14 protein-coding genes and 1 tRNA gene are annotated in these 16,986 nt (G+C 57.4%); 11 read left to right on the top strand and 4 right to left on the bottom strand.

Annotated elements, in window-relative coordinates; genetic code table 11:
* Positions 1-354: 354 nt before the first annotated feature.
* The 6 genes from DWY76_RS03755 to DWY76_RS03730 all read left to right on the top strand — a co-directional run bounded on the left by DWY76_RS03755 (position 355) and on the right by DWY76_RS03730 (position 6,897).
* Entirely contained in the window at positions 355-1,776 is a 1,422-nt protein-coding gene (locus DWY76_RS03755; protein WP_120079888.1) for an MATE family efflux transporter, read from the top strand.
* Positions 1,777-2,042: 266 nt separating this feature from the next.
* Entirely contained in the window at positions 2,043-3,260 is a 1,218-nt protein-coding gene (locus tag DWY76_RS03750) for an ABC transporter substrate-binding protein (RefSeq protein WP_120079886.1), read from the top strand.
* Between the two features lie 170 nt (positions 3,261-3,430).
* The gene (locus DWY76_RS03745) at positions 3,431-4,309 is read left to right on the top strand and encodes a branched-chain amino acid ABC transporter permease (RefSeq protein WP_120079884.1); all 879 of its coding nucleotides are present in this window, start codon (positions 3,431-3,433) and stop codon (positions 4,307-4,309) included.
* Positions 4,310-4,322: 13 nt separating this feature from the next.
* Positions 4,323-5,348, top strand: a complete 1,026-nt coding sequence (locus DWY76_RS03740; protein WP_097774467.1) for a branched-chain amino acid ABC transporter permease — start codon at positions 4,323-4,325, stop codon at positions 5,346-5,348.
* The gene (locus DWY76_RS03735) at positions 5,341-6,180 is read left to right on the top strand and encodes an ABC transporter ATP-binding protein (RefSeq protein WP_097774466.1); all 840 of its coding nucleotides are present in this window, start codon (positions 5,341-5,343) and stop codon (positions 6,178-6,180) included. The genes DWY76_RS03740 and DWY76_RS03735 overlap by 8 nt, the downstream gene beginning before the upstream one ends.
* Positions 6,181-6,183: 3 nt before the next feature.
* Complete coding sequence (locus DWY76_RS03730; protein ID WP_005942657.1) at positions 6,184-6,897, top strand: ABC transporter ATP-binding protein; 714 nt, start codon at positions 6,184-6,186, stop codon at positions 6,895-6,897.
* Positions 6,898-6,969: 72 nt separating this feature from the next.
* Here DWY76_RS03730 and DWY76_RS03725 read toward each other — a convergent pair whose 3' ends face one another.
* A complete protein-coding gene (locus DWY76_RS03725; RefSeq protein WP_005942653.1) occupies positions 6,970-8,133 on the bottom strand; it encodes a DUF819 family protein in 1,164 nt (387 codons plus the stop codon).
* Positions 8,134-8,267: 134 nt separating this feature from the next.
* Here DWY76_RS03725 and DWY76_RS03720 point away from each other — a divergent pair, with 134 nt between their 5' ends.
* Positions 8,268-9,365, top strand: coding sequence for a dipeptide epimerase (locus DWY76_RS03720; RefSeq protein ID WP_097774465.1), 1,098 nt, complete (start codon positions 8,268-8,270; stop codon positions 9,363-9,365).
* A gap of 191 nt (positions 9,366-9,556) precedes the next feature.
* On the opposite strand, the gene DWY76_RS03715 is transcribed toward DWY76_RS03720, so the two are convergent.
* From DWY76_RS03715 to DWY76_RS03705, 3 genes are all read right to left on the bottom strand, one after another.
* Positions 9,557-11,008 carry an aminoacyl-histidine dipeptidase gene (locus DWY76_RS03715; protein ID WP_120079882.1) on the bottom strand — a complete coding sequence of 484 codons (1,452 nt, stop codon included), beginning with the start codon at positions 11,006-11,008 and terminating at the stop codon, positions 9,557-9,559.
* 76 nt (positions 11,009-11,084) lie between these two features.
* Entirely contained in the window at positions 11,085-11,471 is a 387-nt protein-coding gene (locus tag DWY76_RS03710; RefSeq protein ID WP_120079880.1) for an FMN-binding protein, read from the bottom strand.
* Between the two features lie 36 nt (positions 11,472-11,507).
* A complete protein-coding gene (locus tag DWY76_RS03705) occupies positions 11,508-13,166 on the bottom strand; it encodes a glutamine--tRNA ligase/YqeY domain fusion protein (protein WP_120079878.1) in 1,659 nt (552 codons plus the stop codon).
* Between the two features lie 443 nt (positions 13,167-13,609).
* Here DWY76_RS03705 and DWY76_RS03700 point away from each other — a divergent pair, with 443 nt between their 5' ends.
* The 4 genes from DWY76_RS03700 to DWY76_RS03685 all read left to right on the top strand — a co-directional run bounded on the left by DWY76_RS03700 (position 13,610) and on the right by DWY76_RS03685 (position 16,878).
* The gene (locus DWY76_RS03700; protein ID WP_243111908.1) at positions 13,610-14,458 is read left to right on the top strand and encodes a YitT family protein; all 849 of its coding nucleotides are present in this window, start codon (positions 13,610-13,612) and stop codon (positions 14,456-14,458) included.
* An 86-nt stretch (positions 14,459-14,544) separates the two neighbouring features.
* Positions 14,545-14,617 (top strand) — tRNA-Pro (locus DWY76_RS03695).
* Between the two features lie 440 nt (positions 14,618-15,057).
* Positions 15,058-16,416, top strand: a complete 1,359-nt coding sequence (locus DWY76_RS03690; protein ID WP_120079876.1) for a citrate/2-methylcitrate synthase — start codon at positions 15,058-15,060, stop codon at positions 16,414-16,416.
* A 12-nt stretch (positions 16,417-16,428) separates the two neighbouring features.
* Complete coding sequence (locus DWY76_RS03685; RefSeq protein ID WP_120079874.1) at positions 16,429-16,878, top strand: winged helix DNA-binding protein; 450 nt, start codon at positions 16,429-16,431, stop codon at positions 16,876-16,878.
* Positions 16,879-16,986: the final 108 nt, after the last annotated feature.

Genomic DNA, 16,986 nt, shown 5'->3' with positions numbered 1-16,986 from the left:
TGCTGCCCGGGGCGGGCAGACGGGTGACGGCCAATTATGATAGTTGTGTCTAACTAACCAATAGTATCCTACCACGCTTTCCGGCCCGGTGCAAGAGCCGATGCGCATGTTTGTGGATGTAAACTTTTTAAGGGGCAAAAAACGGCAGCCGATGGGGCAGAACATTCCGGCAAAGCAGGAAACAGCTGGTCTTTACAGTCTGCCCACTGGCAGCAGCGGGGATGCGTCATGCCTATCATATTAATTTCATATGGCAGATATACTAAAATTTTTCTTTACTTTTTGTCAGGATGACTCTATACTGTTTTTGGTTCTAATATGTTTCTTTATGGTAGATAGAGGAGGATTTTCTATATGAATAAGGATCTGACGGTCGGCAAGCCGTCACAGGTTTTGTGGCAGTTCTGCCTGCCCATGTTCGGCAGCATCATCTTCCAGCAGCTGTACAACATTGCCGACAGCCTTGTTGCAGGCAAGTTCATCGGCGAGAATGCACTGGCTGCTGTGGGCAACAGCTACGAGATCACCTTGATCTTCATTGCATTTGCCTTTGGCTGCAACATTGGCTGCTCGGTCATCGTGTCCCGCTACTTTGGCGCAAAGGACTACGATGAGATGAAGACTTCGGTCTACACTTCCCTGATCGGCTCTGCCGTGCTGTGCGCCGTGCTGATGCTGATTGGCCTTGTGGGCTGCCACAGCCTGCTGGAGCTCATCAACACCCCGGAGGAGATCCTTGCGGATTCTTCGCTGTATCTGGATATCTACGTGCTGGGCCTGCCCTTCATGTTCTTCTACAACATCGCCACCGGCATCTTCTCCGCTCTGGGCGACAGCAAAACGCCCTTTTATTTTCTGGCAGTCTCGTCCCTGTCCAACATCGGCGTGGACATCCTGTTCGTGGCCGGTCTCAAGATGGGCGTAGCCGGTGTGGCATGGGCCACCTTCCTGTGCCAGGGTGTGAGCTGCGTGCTGGCCATGGTGGTGGTGTTCCGCCGCATCAGCGCCTTCAAATCCAAGAACAAGGTCGTGCTGTTCTCCTGGAACATGCTGGGCAAGGTGGCCGTGGTGGCCATCCCCAGCATCCTGCAGCAGAGCTTCGTCTCTGTGGGCAACATCATCCTGCAGAGCGTCATCAACACCTTTGGTGCCAGCGTTATTGCAGGCTACTCTGCAGCCGTCAAGCTGAACAACATGGTCATCACTTCCTTTACCACGCTGGGCAACGGCATCTCCAACTACACCTCCCAGAACATGGGCGCGGGCAAGATGGACCGTGTGCACAAGGGCTTTGGCGCAGGCCGCAATCTGGTGTGGATCATCTGCGTGCCCATCGTGCTCCTGTACTTCTTCTTCGGCCGCTTCCTGCTGCTGCTGTTCATGAATGACCCGCAGGGTCCGGCCATCGACACCGGTATGCTGTTCCTGCGCATCCTGTCTCCCTTCTATTTTGTGGTGTCGCTCAAGCTGGTCACTGACGGCATCCTGCGCGGCTGCGGCATGATGGTGCGCTTTATGATCGCCACCTTCTCCGACCTAATCCTGCGCGTGGGCATCGCCATTGTGCTGAGCAGCACTGCTCTGGGCAGCACGGGCATCTGGATGGCATGGCCCGTGGGCTGGTGCATCGGCACCGGCCTGTCGCTGGTGTTCTACTTCGCCGCCATCCGCAAGGTCCTTGCAGAGTCTCCGGCCAAAGCGGAAGCAGAGGGCAAAGCTGCCGAGGCACGTGCAGAGGCCGAGTTCGCCGCAGATGCTGAAATGGAGACCCTGTAACCCTTTTGCAACTTGTGAATTGTGTTCACCTGACACACAAACAAAATGAAACAATTGAAATAGTGCACAAAACAGACCCATTGCTTTTGGCTATTTTGGCGACAAAGTCCACAAAATGCCCCTGAAAGTATGGACGGTTTGTGAATTGCGGATTTTGGTTCACAGGTCTATAATATTGATAACGAAGCAAGGTCGCTTTGAGGGAAAGAGGGCCTTGCTTCCGTTTTTATACTGAAGCACGAATGCTCCTAAGGAGGATATTCACTATGAAAAAGATGATTTCTCGTCGTAATTTCCTGGCCGCTGCAGGTGTTGTTGCTGCAGCCGGCGTTCTGACTGCATGCGGCGGTTCTTCCAACAGCACTGCTGCTTCCGCCTCTACCGCAGCTTCTGGTGCCGCTGCTTCCGGCGACACCATCAAGGTGGGCGTTCTTGGACCTCTGACCGGTGATGTTTCCGTTTACGGTCAGGCCGTTGTCAACGGCGCTACCCTGTACCTGAAGCAGGTCAACGAAAAGGGCGGCATCAACGGCAAGCAGCTGGAGATCATCGCCATGGATGAGCAGGGCGATGCAACTCAGGCTGTTACCTGCTTCACCAAGATGTGCGATCAGGGCATCACCGCTCTGGTGGGCGACGTTACCACCACCCCGACTCTGGCAGTTGCTGCCGAGAGCGCAGACTACAACATGCCCATGGTCACCGCTTCCGCTACCGCTGAGGCTGTCACCTACGATGCCGAGACCGACACCGTGAACGAGAATGTGTTCCGCGCAACCTTCACCGACCCGTTCCAGGGCATCAAGATGGCTGACTACGCTTACCAGCGGTTGGGCTACACCAAGGCAGCCGTCATCTTCCAGAAGGGCGCTGACTACAACGAGGGTCTGGCAGAGAACTTCGTCAACGAGTTCGAGAGCCTGGGCGGCACCATCGTCGATCAGGAGACCTACTCTGAGGGCGATGTAGACTACAAGACCCAGCTGACCACCATTCTGGGCAAGGCTCCCGAAGTGGTGTTCTGCCCCAACTACTATCAGGAAGTCGGTCAGATCCTGGCTCAGGCTGAGAGCATCGGTCTGGCAGTTCCCTTCCTGGGCGGCGACGGCTGGGATGGTCTGGAAGGCTACGCAACGGACGCCCAGCTGAAGGACGCCTACTTCTGCGCAAACTACGCAAAGGGCTCCAACCCCGACTTTGAGAACGCATACAAGGCTGAGTACGGTGAGGAGTACCCCAACGGCTTCGCTCCTCTGGGCTACGATGCTGCCATGACCGTTGTCTACGGCATTCAGGCTGCTGAGGATGCCGGCCTGACCGCTGGTGATGACGACTATAAGCAGGCCGTCATCGATGCCATCGCAGGCGGCACCATTGACGGCATCACCGGCACCTTCACCTTTGATGAGCACCACAACCCCGTCAAGCAGACCGCTATCCTGTGCTTCGACGGTGCAACCCCCGTTCTGAAGGAAATGTTCTGATCTGCTTTGATCCTGCGCACCGGTGTGCGGCATGAAGGCAGTACTCAGAAATAAATGACCCATTGCGGAGACCGCCGGAACAGGTTTTGCTCGGCTGTCTCCGCTTTTTTGGTAAAAAAGTGTATCCCAAAAGGCGGGTCCTCCGCCGCAAAGAAAGGAAGTATCAGTCCATGACAGTGTTTTTTAGCCAGCTGATCAACGGCCTGTCCCTTGGCAGCATCTATGCACTGATCGCACTGGGTTACAGCATGGTGTACGGCATCATCCTGCTGCTGAACTTTGCCCATGGCGATGTCATTATGGTTGGTGCGTACATGTCCTGGTTCGTGATGAATCAGCTGGGCCTTGGCCCGGTCACTGCTGTGTGCGCCACCATCATCACCTGCACGCTGCTGGGCGTTGTGATCGAGAAGATCGCCTACACCCCGCTGCGCAACGCACCCCGTATCTCCCTGCTGATTACGGCAATCGGCGTGTCCTTCTTCCTGGAGTACACTGCAGAGCTGATCCTTGGTTCCGGTGCAAAGGTCATTCCGGCCTACTACACCAACCAGACCTTCCACATCGGCTCTGTGCCGCTGGGCCTCACCTCTGTCATCACCCTGCTGGTCACGGTGCTGTCCATGCTGGTGCTCACCTTCCTTGTGCAGAAGACCAAGCTCGGCAAGGCCATGCGTGCCGTGTCTGAGGATATGGACGCTGCCCGTCTGATGGGCATTAACGTCAACAGCACCATTTCCTTTACCTTTGCGGTGGGCTCCGCACTGGCCGGTATCGGCTCGGTGCTGTACTGCTGCAGCTACCCGCAGGCGACCCCCACCATGGGCTCCATGCTGGGCCTGAAGGCCTTCGTTGCAGCCGTTCTGGGCGGCATCGGCTCCATTCCCGGTGCCATGATCGGCGGCATCGCCATCGGCCTGTGCGAGTGCTTTGTTTCCGCCATCGGCCTTTCCGCATGGAAGGATGCCGTCACGTTTGCGATCCTGATCATCGTGCTGCTGGTCAAGCCCACCGGCTTCCTTGGCCGCAAGGTTCAGGAAAAGGTGTAAGGAGGGCATGAAGATGAATACCAAACGCAAAACGCTCAAAATGCCCGTGCGCTACCTGATGAACGCCGTGCTGGTGGCTCTGCTGTTCGTGGGCCTGTCCTTCCTCACCCAGAACGTGCTGTCCACCTACCAGAACAAGGTGCTTCTCACCGTGGGCATCAACATCATTCTGGCTGTCTCGCTGAACGTTGCCACCGGTTATCTGGGCCAGCTGCCGCTGGGCCACGCCGGTTTCATGGCCGTGGGTGCTTACACCTGCGCCCTGTTCACGAAATACAGCAATCTGCCCTCCGGTGTCGCTTTTGTCGTGGGTCTGGTGCTGGCCTGCATCGTGGCGGGCCTGTTCGGCGTGCTGATCGGCATTCCTGCTCTGCGCCTGACCGGTGATTATCTGGCCATCCTGACGCTGGGCTTTGGCGAGATCATCCGCATCACCCTGAACAACATCGATGATGTGCTGGGCTTCAAGCTGTTCTACGGTGCCAAGGGCCTGAAGAACATCCCCAAGTATTCCAACTTCGCCAATGTGTTCATCTGCGTGGTCATTACCTGCTTTGCCATCCACGCCATGATGAAGAGCCGCCACGGCCGTGCCGTGCTGGCCATCCGCGATAACGAGATCGCTGCCGAGAGCTGCGGCATCCAGACTACTTATTATAAGGTCATGGCCTTTGCATTCTCTGCCGCCTTTGCCGGTCTGGCCGGCGGCCTGTACGCCTGCTATCTGGGCGTTCTGGACCCCTCCACCTTCGGCTTCATGAAGTCCATCGAAATTCTGGTCATGGTGGTTCTGGGCGGCATGGGCTCCATGCTGGGCTCTATCCTGTCCGCGACCGTGCTTACCATCCTGCCCGAGGCGACCCGCAGCTTTGACAGCTACCGCATGGTAGTCTACTCGCTGGTGCTGGTCCTCATGATGATCTTCCGTCCGGGCGGCCTGCTTGGCAGCTACGACTTCTCCATGAGCCGCATTGTGGAAAAGATCATGAACGGCGAACTGTTCCAGAAGAAAGCAAAGGAGGGCAAAGACCATGAGTGAATACCAGACTAAGCTGCACAGTGTGCCCTCCGGCGGCTTTTTGACCGACCGCGACATGGACAAAAAGCCCATTCTGGACGTGCGTGAGCTGGGCATCGACTTCGGCGGTCTGACCGCCGTGGATGGCTTCAACCTGATGATCGGCCGCAACGAGATCACCGGTCTGATCGGCCCCAACGGTGCCGGTAAGACCACCGTGTTCAACCTGCTGACCAACGTCTACCAGCCCACCCGCGGCTCCATCCTGATCGATGGTATGCCCACCGCCGGCAAAAAGACCTATCAGGTCAACCGCATGGGCGTGGCCCGTACCTTCCAGAACATCCGCCTGTTTAAGGAACTGAGCGTGATCGATAACATCAAGGTGGGCCTGCACGAGTCCATGAAGTACAATCTGGCATCTTCGCTGATCCGCCTGCCCAACTACTGGAAGGAAGAGAAGAAGTGCACCGAGCGTGCTCTGGAGCTGCTGGATATCTTCCACATGGCAGACCTCGCCAATGTGCAGGCAGGCAGCCTGCCCTACGGCGCACAGCGCCGTCTGGAGATCATGCGTGCACTGGCCACCAGCCCGAAGCTGCTGCTGCTGGACGAGCCTGCTGCCGGTATGAATCCCTCCGAGACTGCAGAGCTGACCGAGACCATCCGCCGCATCCGCGACGAGTTCAACATCGCCGTGCTGCTGATCGAGCATGATATGAGTCTGGTCATGGGCATCTGCGAGGGCATTGCCGTGCTGAACTTCGGCCGCATCATCGCCAAGGGCACGCCGGATGAGATCCGCAACAACCCGCAGGTCATCGAAGCCTATCTGGGCAAGAAGGAGGGCTAAGCCATGGCTGATACGTTACTGAAAGTTGATAACATCAACGTCTATTACGGCAATATCCACGCCGTCAAGGACATCTCCTTCGAGGTGGATCAGGGCGAGATCGTCACCCTGATCGGTGCCAACGGTGCTGGCAAATCCACCACCCTGAAGACCATTTCCGGCCTGCTGAAGCCCAAGACCGGCGACATCCTGTACAAGGGCAGCAGCATCAAGGGCATGCGCGCCCACAAGATCGTGGAAGCAGGCCTTGCCCATGTGCCGGAAGGCCGTCATGTGTTCCTGCACATGACCGTGGAAGAAAATCTGGACATGGGTGCATACACCCAACCTGCTTCCACCATTGCACCCAACAAGGAAAAGGTGTTTGAGCTGTTCCCCCGCCTGAAGGAGCGCCGCAAGCAGCTGGCCGGTACCATGTCCGGCGGCGAGCAGCAGATGCTGGCTATGGGCCGTGCACTGATGAGCAACGCTTCCATGCTGATGCTGGACGAGCCTTCCATGGGCCTTTCGCCGCTGCTGGTGCAGGAGATCTTCGACATCATCCAGAACGTGCACAAGGAAGGCATGACCATCCTGCTGGTGGAGCAGAACGCACAGATGGCTCTTTCCGTGGCAGACCGTGCCTACGTCCTTGAGACGGGCCGTGTAGTCATGGAGGGCACTGGTGCCGAACTGCTGACCAACGAGCGCGTGCGCAGCGCATATCTGGGCGGCTAAGCAAAAAATCGTATAAGAAAAGGGGCTGTTGCACATGCAACAGCCCCTTTTTTGCAGTATTTGCAGTATTTGTTATGCCAGCAGAGACATGATATTTGCGGTGATCAGGCCGCCTGCCGTGCCAATGACGTAGCCCATCAGAGCCATCAGAACGCCAACGGGCACCAGAGCGCCGCTGTAGGCACCAGCCAGAATGGGAGCGGATGCGGAACCGCCGATATTTGCCAGAGATGCAACACCGCAGGTGAACATATCCAGATGGAAGATCTTTGCCAGCAGCACCAGAATGATGCCGTGGATGGCCAGGATCATAAAGCCTGCCAGGATCCATGCGGGTGCATCGGTCAGCTCCAGGAAGCTTGCGCGGGAGGCAAGCAATGCCACCACGGAGTACAGCAGCAGGTTGGACAGCTCGGTGCTGCCTGCCATGCGGCCCACGGGGGTGACAGCGCCGATCAGGCCGGACAACGTGATGAGCAGGACGGTCCAGGTGGCCTTGTCCAGGAAGGGCATTGCGCCGTTCAGGGCTGCGCCGATGTCCTGACCGAAGGCGGAGATCACCAGAGCCAGACCCAGCAGGAAGATCAGGTTGACAAAGCTGGCCTTGTCCTCGTTGCCCTTTGCGTCCTCTTCCAGACGGCGGGACACTTCGTCCAGCGTGGTGGTGTCGGCCTTGACCCACTTGTTGAACTTGGGAGCAAGGTTGATGGCCCACAGCAGGAACATGACCCAGATGGAGTAGTCAATGGAGTCCACCACCAGTGCGTAGGCCATGTCAGCTTCGCCGATGTCCAGCGCAGCCTGCACGGCGATCATGTTGCCGGAGCCGCCCATCCAGCTACCGCACAGAGCGCCCAGTGCCTTCCATGCTTCGGAGCCAAGGGGCCCCTTCATGATGGCGAAGGTGGCAATGAAGGCCAACGAGATGGAGACGGAAGCGGCAAAGAAGCCGCCCAGCATCTTGGGACCCAGCTTGATGATCTTGCGGATGTCGCAGCGCAGCAGCATCAGGAAGATCATTGCATACAGCAGGTTGTTTTTCAGCACGGAGTAGGCAGGCTTGGTGGCCTCCATGTCCCATGCACCCAGCGTGCAGAGAATCATGGTAATGAGGTACAGCAGAACGATAGGTGGTGCATAGTCGAAGAATTTCGACTTCGTGTAGCGTTGCAGCCACACCAGCAGTGCGGCAATGAACACCAGCACGGCGATGTAGGTGAAACCGTTTGTGATCATGAACCCAATCCCCTTTCTTTTTGTGCAATTTTTTGCGGACAATTGTCTTTACAATATCGACAATTTCGTATACAATACTACCATAGATTTCATAATCTGGCAATATTTTTTTATCGAAAGGGGTAGGTTTTTGCATGAAAATCACGGAAGTACGTCTCGGTCTGATCTCCGTGCCGCTGCGCGTGCCTTTTAAGACGGCTCTGCGCTCGGTCAGCAGCGTGGAGGATGTGATCGTAGAGATCCACACCGACACCGGCGCTGTGGGTTATGGTGAGGCACCTCCCACCGGTGTGATCACCGGCGACACCACCGGTGCCATCATCGGTGCCATCCGCGACCATATCGCAAAGACCATCATCGGCCGCGATGTGGACGACTTTGAAGACCTGATGATCGCACTGAATGCCTGCATCCAGAAGAACACCAGCGCCAAGGCTGCTGTGGATATGGCCCTGTGGGATCTGTACGGCCAGCTGTACAAAATCCCTGTGTACAAGCTGATGGGCGGCGCAAAGAAGTCCATCGTCACCGACATCACCATCAGCGTCAACGACCCCGAAGAGATGGTGCGCGATGCCCTGAACGCCATCGACCGCGGCTACGACTGCCTGAAGGTCAAGGTGGGCAAGGAGCCGGAAAAGGATATTGCACGCCTGAGCGCCATCCGCGGTGCTGTGCCCAAGGAGACCTGCATCCGCATCGACGCAAATCAGGGCTGGACCCCCAAGGAAGCCGTGCGCATCCTGAACGGAATGCAGGAGAAGGGCCTTGATCTTGAATTCGTGGAGCAGCCGGTCAAGGCCCACGACTTTGAAGGCCTGAAGTATGTTACCGAGCGCTCCTATGTGCCGGTGCTGGCCGACGAGAGCGTGTTCTCCCCGCAGGACGCACTGACCATCATGCAGATGGGCGCCGCAGACCTCGTGAACATCAAGCTGATGAAGTGCGGCGGCCTGTACAACGCCCTCAAGATCGCATCCGCTGCCGAGGTGTACGGCGTGGAGTGCATGATCGGCTGTATGCTGGAAGCCAAGATCAGCGTGAATGCCGCCGTGCATCTGGCCTGCGCAAAGCAGATCATCACCCGCGTGGATCTGGACGGCCCCGTGCTGTGCAGTGAGGACCCCATCCTCGGCGGTGCCGTGTTCAACGAAAAAGACATCACTGTTTCCAACGAGCCGGGCCTTGGCATCAAGGGCATTGAGCCGGGCAAGATCAAGTATCTGGACTAAACTCCTTCCGTCATTGCTTCGCAATGCCACCTCCCTCAAGGAGGGAGGCTTTGGCCAAGCGGAAAACTTTATCTTTTCGCCTGAGGCTCCCTCATTGAGGGAGCCTCAGGCGCGGCGTGAGCCGTGCCTGAGGGAGTTATGCAAAAACGGCACCTGCCAATTCCGCAGGTGCCGTTTTGTGTTTTGGGCCGTTATGCTTTGTAAGCCAGAATAGTCTTCAGGTATTCCCACACACGGGCCACCGATGCAATGTCGGCGCGCTCGTTGGGGGTGTGGACGTGCAGCAGGTTCGGGCCGAAGGAGATGCAGTCCAGCCCGTCGATCTTGCCGGAGAGGATGCCGCATTCCAGACCTGCATGAATGGCAACGATCTGGGGCTTTGCACCGTACTGTGCCTCGTACACAGCAACACAGCGGTCGCGCAGGGCGCTTTCGCGGGCATAGACCCACGCAGGATAGTCACCGTGGAACCGCACACTGCCGCCCAGCAGCTCGGTGAGAGACTGCACCTTGCAGCTCAGCAGCTCCTTGGCCGAGGGCACCGAGCTGCGGATGGCAAACCGCAGGATGGCTTCGGTGCCGCTCATCTCGGCCACGCCGAGGTTCAGCGAGGTCTCCACAAGGCCGGGCACATCCATGCTCATGCTCTGCACACCCCAGGGCATCAGCAGCAGGGCTTTGCGCAGACGCTCGGCGGAGTTCGCATCCAGTGCATCGTATTCGCCGCAGCCCTCCTCGGTGAGCTGCAGGCGGATGCCCGGGTCAGCAGTGCCGAATTCTGCTTTCATCTGCGCGGTAAAGTCTGCCCCGGCAGCGCGCACGGCTTCGGTGATACCGGCAGGCAGCACCAGCGTAACGCTGCTTTCTTTCGGGATGACGTTTTCCTTTGCACCGCCGGAGAGGGTGAGCACAGCGTACTCTGCACCGTGGTCAGACAGCAGGGTCAGGTAGCGCCCCAGCAGAGCGATGGCGTTGGCGCGGCCTTTGTGAATCTCGGTGCCGGAGTGCCCTCCCGCAAGCCCCGCGATGTCCGCCTTCACGGCGGTGCCGGTCACAGCCGCACGGGTGATGGGCAGATGGCACTCGACGCGGCGTCCGCCCGCACAGCCTGCGGTGAGCACGCCTTCTTCCTCTGAGTCGATGTTGAGGAGCAGGCGGCCTTCAAGGTCGGAAAGCTCCATGGCCGATGCACCCAGCAGACCCACCTCCTCGCAGACGGTCAGCACGACCTCCAGCGCAGGGTGGGGAATGTCCTTTGCGTCCAGAACAGCCAGCGCATAGGCCACGGCAATGCCGTCGTCGCCGCCAAGGGTCGTGCCCTCGGCGCACACATAGCCGCCGTCTACGACCGGGTGGATGGCATCCTTCTCAAGATCCAGCGGGCAGTCGGCGGTCTTGTCGCCCACCATGTCCAGATGGCCCTGCAGGATCAGGCCAGGCTCCTTCTCGTATCCGGGTGTGGCCGGTGCCTTGATGAGCACATTGCCCATCTCGTCCTGACGGCAGGCAAGGCCGTGGGCCTTGGCGAACTGCACGCAGTAGTCGCTCAGTGCCTTTTCGTGGTGGGAGGTGTGCGGAATGCTGCAGATCTCCTCAAAGTAATAAAAAACCGAAGCTGGTTCCAGATTGGATAATACGCCCATAATGTTCCCTCTCCTTGTGCTGTATTTTAAGAAAAAAGACCGGCAAAGCTGTGAACCATGCCGGTCTTTCGGGTCTTTACTCTGCCTGACTCAGGCAGTCGTCCATGGCGGTGAACACAGCGTCGCTGGTCATGGTAGCACCGGCAACAGCGTCCACACCGCTGGTGGAACCGGCCTTGGTCAGCTGGTCTGCCAGAGTTTCAGCAGCGATGCCGCCCAGTTCGGGAGTCTCGCCGGATGCATCGATCTCCACACCGGTCACCCGGCCGCCGGTGACGGTCACGGTCACGGTCACATCACTCAGGCAGCCCTGAGCGCTGGACGTATAGATGCCATCCGTCAGGCTGGCGGCGTTGTCGGCAGCGGGCACAGTGCCGGTGTTCTTGATGTACAGGCCGAGCACAACCGCCATAATGACAGTGACAACAGCCATGATGATAACATTCCGGGTGAGTTTCTTCATAAAAGATCAAATGCTCCCTTTTGACGTGATATATTTTTACTTTGCGGGTTTGAAACTGTCGCGCAGGGTGACGACGCGGTTGTAAACGCCGGGGTTCTTGGAGTCCGGGGTAAAGAAGCCAGTGCGCACGAACTGGAACTTCTCACCGGGCTTTGCGTCCTTCAGGCTTTCTTCCAGCTTGCAGCCCTTGCACACAACAACGCTTTCCGGGTTCAGGTAGTCCTTGTAATCGCTGCCCTCGGGGATGGCGTTCATGTTGGCCTCGGTGAACAGCTTGTCGTACAGGCGCACCTCGGCATCCACGGCATGGGCGGCACTCACCCAATGGATGGTGCCCTTGACCTTGCGGCCGTCGGCGGGATTGCCGTTGCCCGTCTCAAGGTCGGCGGTGCAGTGGATGGCGGCAATGCTGCCGTCGGTATTCTTCTCCACGCCGGTGCACTTGACGATGTAAGCGCCCATCAGACGCACCTCACCGCCAATGGTCAGGCGCTTGAACTTGGGAGGCGGCACCTCGGCAAAGTCCTCATTCTCGATCCACAGCTCTTTGGTAAAGGCCACCTTGCGGGTGGTGGTATCGTTGGCTTCGCGGTTGGGGTTGTTGGCTACATCAAAGTACTCGGTCTTGTCCTCCGGGTAGTTGTCTACGATCAGCTTTACGGGGTCCAGCACGGCAATGCGGCGCTGAGCGGTCAGGTCCAGCTCGCTGCGGATGCAGGCTTCCAGCTGGCGCATGTCGATCAGGTTGTCGGATTTAGAAATGCCGGCCTCCCGCACGAAGGTGAAGATGGAGGTGGGGGTGTAGCCACGGCGGCGCAGGCCGCACAGGGTGGGCATACGGGGGTCGTCCCAGCCGTCCACAATGCCCATTTCCACCAGCTCACGCAGGTAGCGCTTGCTCATGACGGTGTTGGTCATGTTCAGGCGTGCAAACTCACGCTGCTTGGGGAAGGCCGTGCCGAAGATGTTCTCGATGACCCAGTTGTACAGCGGACGGTGGTTCTCGAATTCCAGACTGCACATGCTGTGGGTGATGCCCTCAATGGCATCCTGAATGGGGTGTGCGAAGTCGTACATCGGGTAGATGCACCACTTGCTGCCCTGACGGTGATGCTCGGCGTACTTGATGCGGTAGATAGCCGGGTCACGCATGTTCATGTTGGGGCTGGCCAGATCGATCTTGGCACGCAGGGTCTTTTCGCCCTCCTGGAACTCACCGGCACGCATCCGGCGGAACAGGTCAAGATTCTCTTCCGGGGTGCGGTCGCGCCACGGAGAGGGACGGGAAGGCTTGCCGGCATCGGCACCGCGGTACTCGCGCATTTCGTCGCGGGTCAGGTCGTCCACGTAGGCCTTGCCCTCCATGATGAGCTTTTCGGCATACTCGTAGCATTTATCAAAGTAGTCGCTGCCGTAGAAGATGCCGCCGTTGGGGTCGGCACCCAGCCAGTGCAGATCCTCGATGATACTGTTCACGTACTCCTCACCCTCGCGGGCAGGGTTGGTGTCGTCCAGACGCAGGTTGAACTTACCGCCGTACTGGTTTGCAATGGACCAGTTGATGTAGATGGCCTTGGCACTGCCGATGTGCAGGTAGCCGTTTGGCTCGGGCGGGAAGCGGGTATGGATCTCGCTGATCTTGCCCTCGGCCAGATCAGCGTCGATGATGTCGGTCAGAAAGTTTTTATCTGCCATGTGTTTTCCCCCTGTCAAAGGCACAAAGTGCCTATATATTCCATAATACTATATAATACACTATTCTGCCGATTTCTTCAAGAGAAAACCCTCTCAGTCTCGCATACGCTCGCCAGCTCCCCCGAGAGGGGGAGCTTAACTCCTCCAGTCACCTTCGGTGACAGCCCCCTCAGAGATGGGGCCCTTGGCAGTACGGTAAAGCTTTTCCTCTTTGCCAAAGGCTCCCTCCCCGAGGGAGCTGGCAAAGCCGTCAGGCTTTGACTGAAGGAGTTCTCCCATCCGAAAAATCCCCAATTCATGTTGTTTCCCACAACTTTTTCCCTATCCCTTGACACCGCCGTGCAAGGAGAGTATATTTTTGCATGGCATACAGCGCATTTTGCCGTGTTTAAAATAGGAGGAGCCCCATGAATAGTTTAAAAGAAGCGTTCAGCAGGAAAAATATGCTGAAGAATTTAAATTTCTTCGGTGAGCTGAATCTCGGCCTGATCCTGACGGCGGTCGGCATCGTTTACTTTAAAAATCCCAATCATTTTGCATTTGGCGGCACCTCGGGCCTGTCCATTCTGCTGGCAGACCTGTTCCCTAAGATCAACGTGGGCGGCTTTATGTGGATCATCAACCTGATTCTGGTGGTGCTGGGCTTTGTCTTTCTGGGCATCAAGACCATGGGCTGGACGATCTATTCTTCCTTTGCGCTGTCCTTTTTTGTGTCGGTGTGCGAGTGGCTCTATCCCGTCAACGTTTCCATGAGCGGTGATGCCATGCTGGATCTGGTGTTCGCCGTGTTCCTGCCGGCTCTGGGTGCGGCGATCGTGTTCGACATCGGTGCATCCACCGGCGGTACGGATATTGTGGCCCTGATTCTGGCAAAATATACCTCTATGGAGATCGGCAAAGCCCTGATGGTCAGCGATATCCTCATTGTGCTGGCGGCGGCATGGCGGTTCGGCATGGGCACCGGCCTTTACTGCATCCTTGGCCTGATCGGCAAGAGCTTTGTGGTGGACGGCGCCATCGAGAACATCCGCCTGCGCAAGGTGTGCACCATCGTGACGTCCAACCCGCAGCCCATTCTGGACTTCATCATCAAGGAAATGAACCGTTCCGCTACCGTGGAAAAGGCTTACGGCGCTTACACCCACCACGAGTTGAGCGTGCTGGTGACGGTGCTGACCCGCCGTCAGGCCCTGCAGCTGCGCAACTTCCTGCGGGAGAACGACCCCCGGAGCTTTATCACCATCGTCAATTCCAGCGAGATCATCGGCAAGGGCTTCCGCTCCTTTAATTAAAGGCACGGCAGGGCCACGCCGCTATTGACGAACCGCTCCAAAAACGATATACTATATTCCGGCGGTGCAGCAGTGCCGCCGGATGCCGGGGTGTTGCGCAGTTGGTAGCGCGCCTGCTTTGGGAGCAGGAGGCCGCGAGTTCGAGTCTCGCCACTCCGATATGACAAAAAGCCACGATGAACCGTTTACAAATGCGGTTTCGTCGTGGCTTTATTTGTTGCCAGTCCCCTGAGATTCGGCTGGAAGATACCTTATTTGTGCGTTACCATCTTAAAACCCGCCCCTGCGCTAAAGGGCAAATGCGCACCCGGCAGCTTTCCGATTTTGTTCTTTTTTTATTTACAAACAGTACCTTGACACCGAAATATCCTTTTTGTAATCTTAAAGAGTATTCTGAATGTAAGTGAATGCCGTCCCGAATCAATACGGTTTTTTCGGGCAGGACGGCAGGAAGTTTCTCCAGCGAATGTCCTGGGGTGGTACCCTGCTGCCACAGGCAGTAGGGCGGGACCGAAGTTCCGGGCTGTTCGCAGAGAAAGCTTCCTGATGGCCTGCCAAGTGAACACAAGCTGACGGCAATGGGAAAGGAGCAACTACCAATGGATCATCTGCAGAACGTAATGGGATACTTCGACCAGCAGCAGCCGCTGTGCGCCGAACACGACCGCATCAGCAAGGACCTGTACAAGGAGTTTGGCGTTAAAGCGGGCCTGCGCGACGAAAACGGCAAGGGCGTGCTGGCAGGTCTGACCAATATCTCCGATATCCGCGCCTTCCAGTATGTGGACGGGGTGAAAAAGCCTGCCGACGGTCAGCTGCTCTACCGCGGCTACGACGTGAAAGACCTGATCCGCGGGTCGTCCGGCAGCCGCTTTGCCTTTGAGGAAGCGGGCTATCTGCTACTGTTTGGTGAGCTGCCCACGCAGGAAAAGCTGGAAGAGTTCTGCCGCGTGCTGGGCGAGTGCCGCACCATGCCCACCAACTTTACCCGTGATGTGATCATGAAGGCCCCCAGCCACGATATCATGAACTCCATGGCCCGCAGCGTGCTCACACTGGCATCCTACGACCCCAAGGCCGGTGATCTGGAAATTTCCAATGTGCTGCGCCAGAGCATCCAGCTGGCCGGCATCTTCCCCATGCTGGCCGTGTACAGCTACCATGCCTATAACCACTACGAAAAAGACGGCAGCATGTACATCCACCGGCCGGACCCGGAGCTTTCCACCGCAGAGAACTTTTTGCGGATGCTGCGCCCGGATATGAAGTACACCGAGCTGGAAGCCCGCGTGCTGGATGTGGCATTGCTGCTGCACGCCGAGCACGGCGGCGGCAACAACTCCACCTTTACCACCCGCGTGGTCACTTCGTCTGGCACCGATACCTACTCGGCCATGGCGGCTGCCCTGTGCTCCCTCAAAGGCCCGCGCCACGGCGGTGCCAACCTGATGGTGATGCAGATGATGCAGAACATCCGCGAAAACCTGCACGACACCGAGGACGATGAAGAGCTGGAAGCCTACCTGAAAAAGCTGCTGCACGGCGAAGCATTTGACCGCAAAGGCCTGATCTACGGCATGGGCCACGCGGTGTACTCCCTCAGTGACCCCCGTGAGGTGGTATTCAAGGGCTATGTGGAACAGCTGGCCCACGAGAAGGGCCGCGACAAGGACCTTGCCCTTTACAACAAGATCGAGCACATGGCCCCGCAGCTGATCGCGGAGGAGCGCAAAATTTTTAAGGGTGTCAGCCCCAATGTGGACTTCTACAGCGGCTTTGTGTACGATATGCTGGGCATCCCCATGGAGCTGTACACGCCGCTGTTCGCCGTGGCCCGCGTGATGGGCTGGAGCGCCCACCGCATTGAAGAGCTGCTCAGCGCAAACAAGATCATCCGCCCGGCCTACAAGAGCCTTGGCGGCACCCACGAATATATCCGCCGCAATGAGCGGAAATAACAGGGAGGATGCATGATGAGCGTGGAACTGAAACATCACCCGGAAGAATGGTTCTTCCTGCACAATTTTGATATCGACAAGGTGTTCAGCACCATCCAGCGGGCGGATTACCTGATCTTATATTACATCAAGATGCAGGCCGAACAGCACCCGGACAGTAAGGTTTATCTGGCTGACCTTGCTGCCGTGATGGGCCTGAAGGTGACAGAGCTTTCCAAGGCCGTTGAAAAGCTGCAGGACAAGGGCTTTGTGGCATGGAAGACCGACCGTGAAGCGGGCCGCACCTATGTGGAGCTTTCCAGCAAGGCTGTGGAGCTGATGGCGGAGGAGCGCGCGTTCATGCAGCGCTGTTACGCCCGCCTGCGTGCAGAGCTTGGCGACGAAGAACTGCATCGTGCAGTAAGCACCATGCAGAGCGTGACGACCATCCTGAAGGATGAACGGGAACACAGCGGCGTATAAAAACAGCCTCAACGAAAAAATGAGATAGACTTCCCCGAAAGGGGTTGCCTATCTCATTTTTGTTGTAAACTGAGGTTCCCGGATCAACAAATAAATTCTACTGAAAAA

The sequence above is a fragment of the Faecalibacterium sp. AF27-11BH genome, from assembly GCF_003603005.1.
Taxonomy (GTDB): domain Bacteria; phylum Bacillota; class Clostridia; order Oscillospirales; family Ruminococcaceae; genus Faecalibacterium; species Faecalibacterium taiwanense.
Note: the sequence above shows the minus strand (reverse complement) of the source record. Positions and strands in the feature narration are given on the sequence as shown.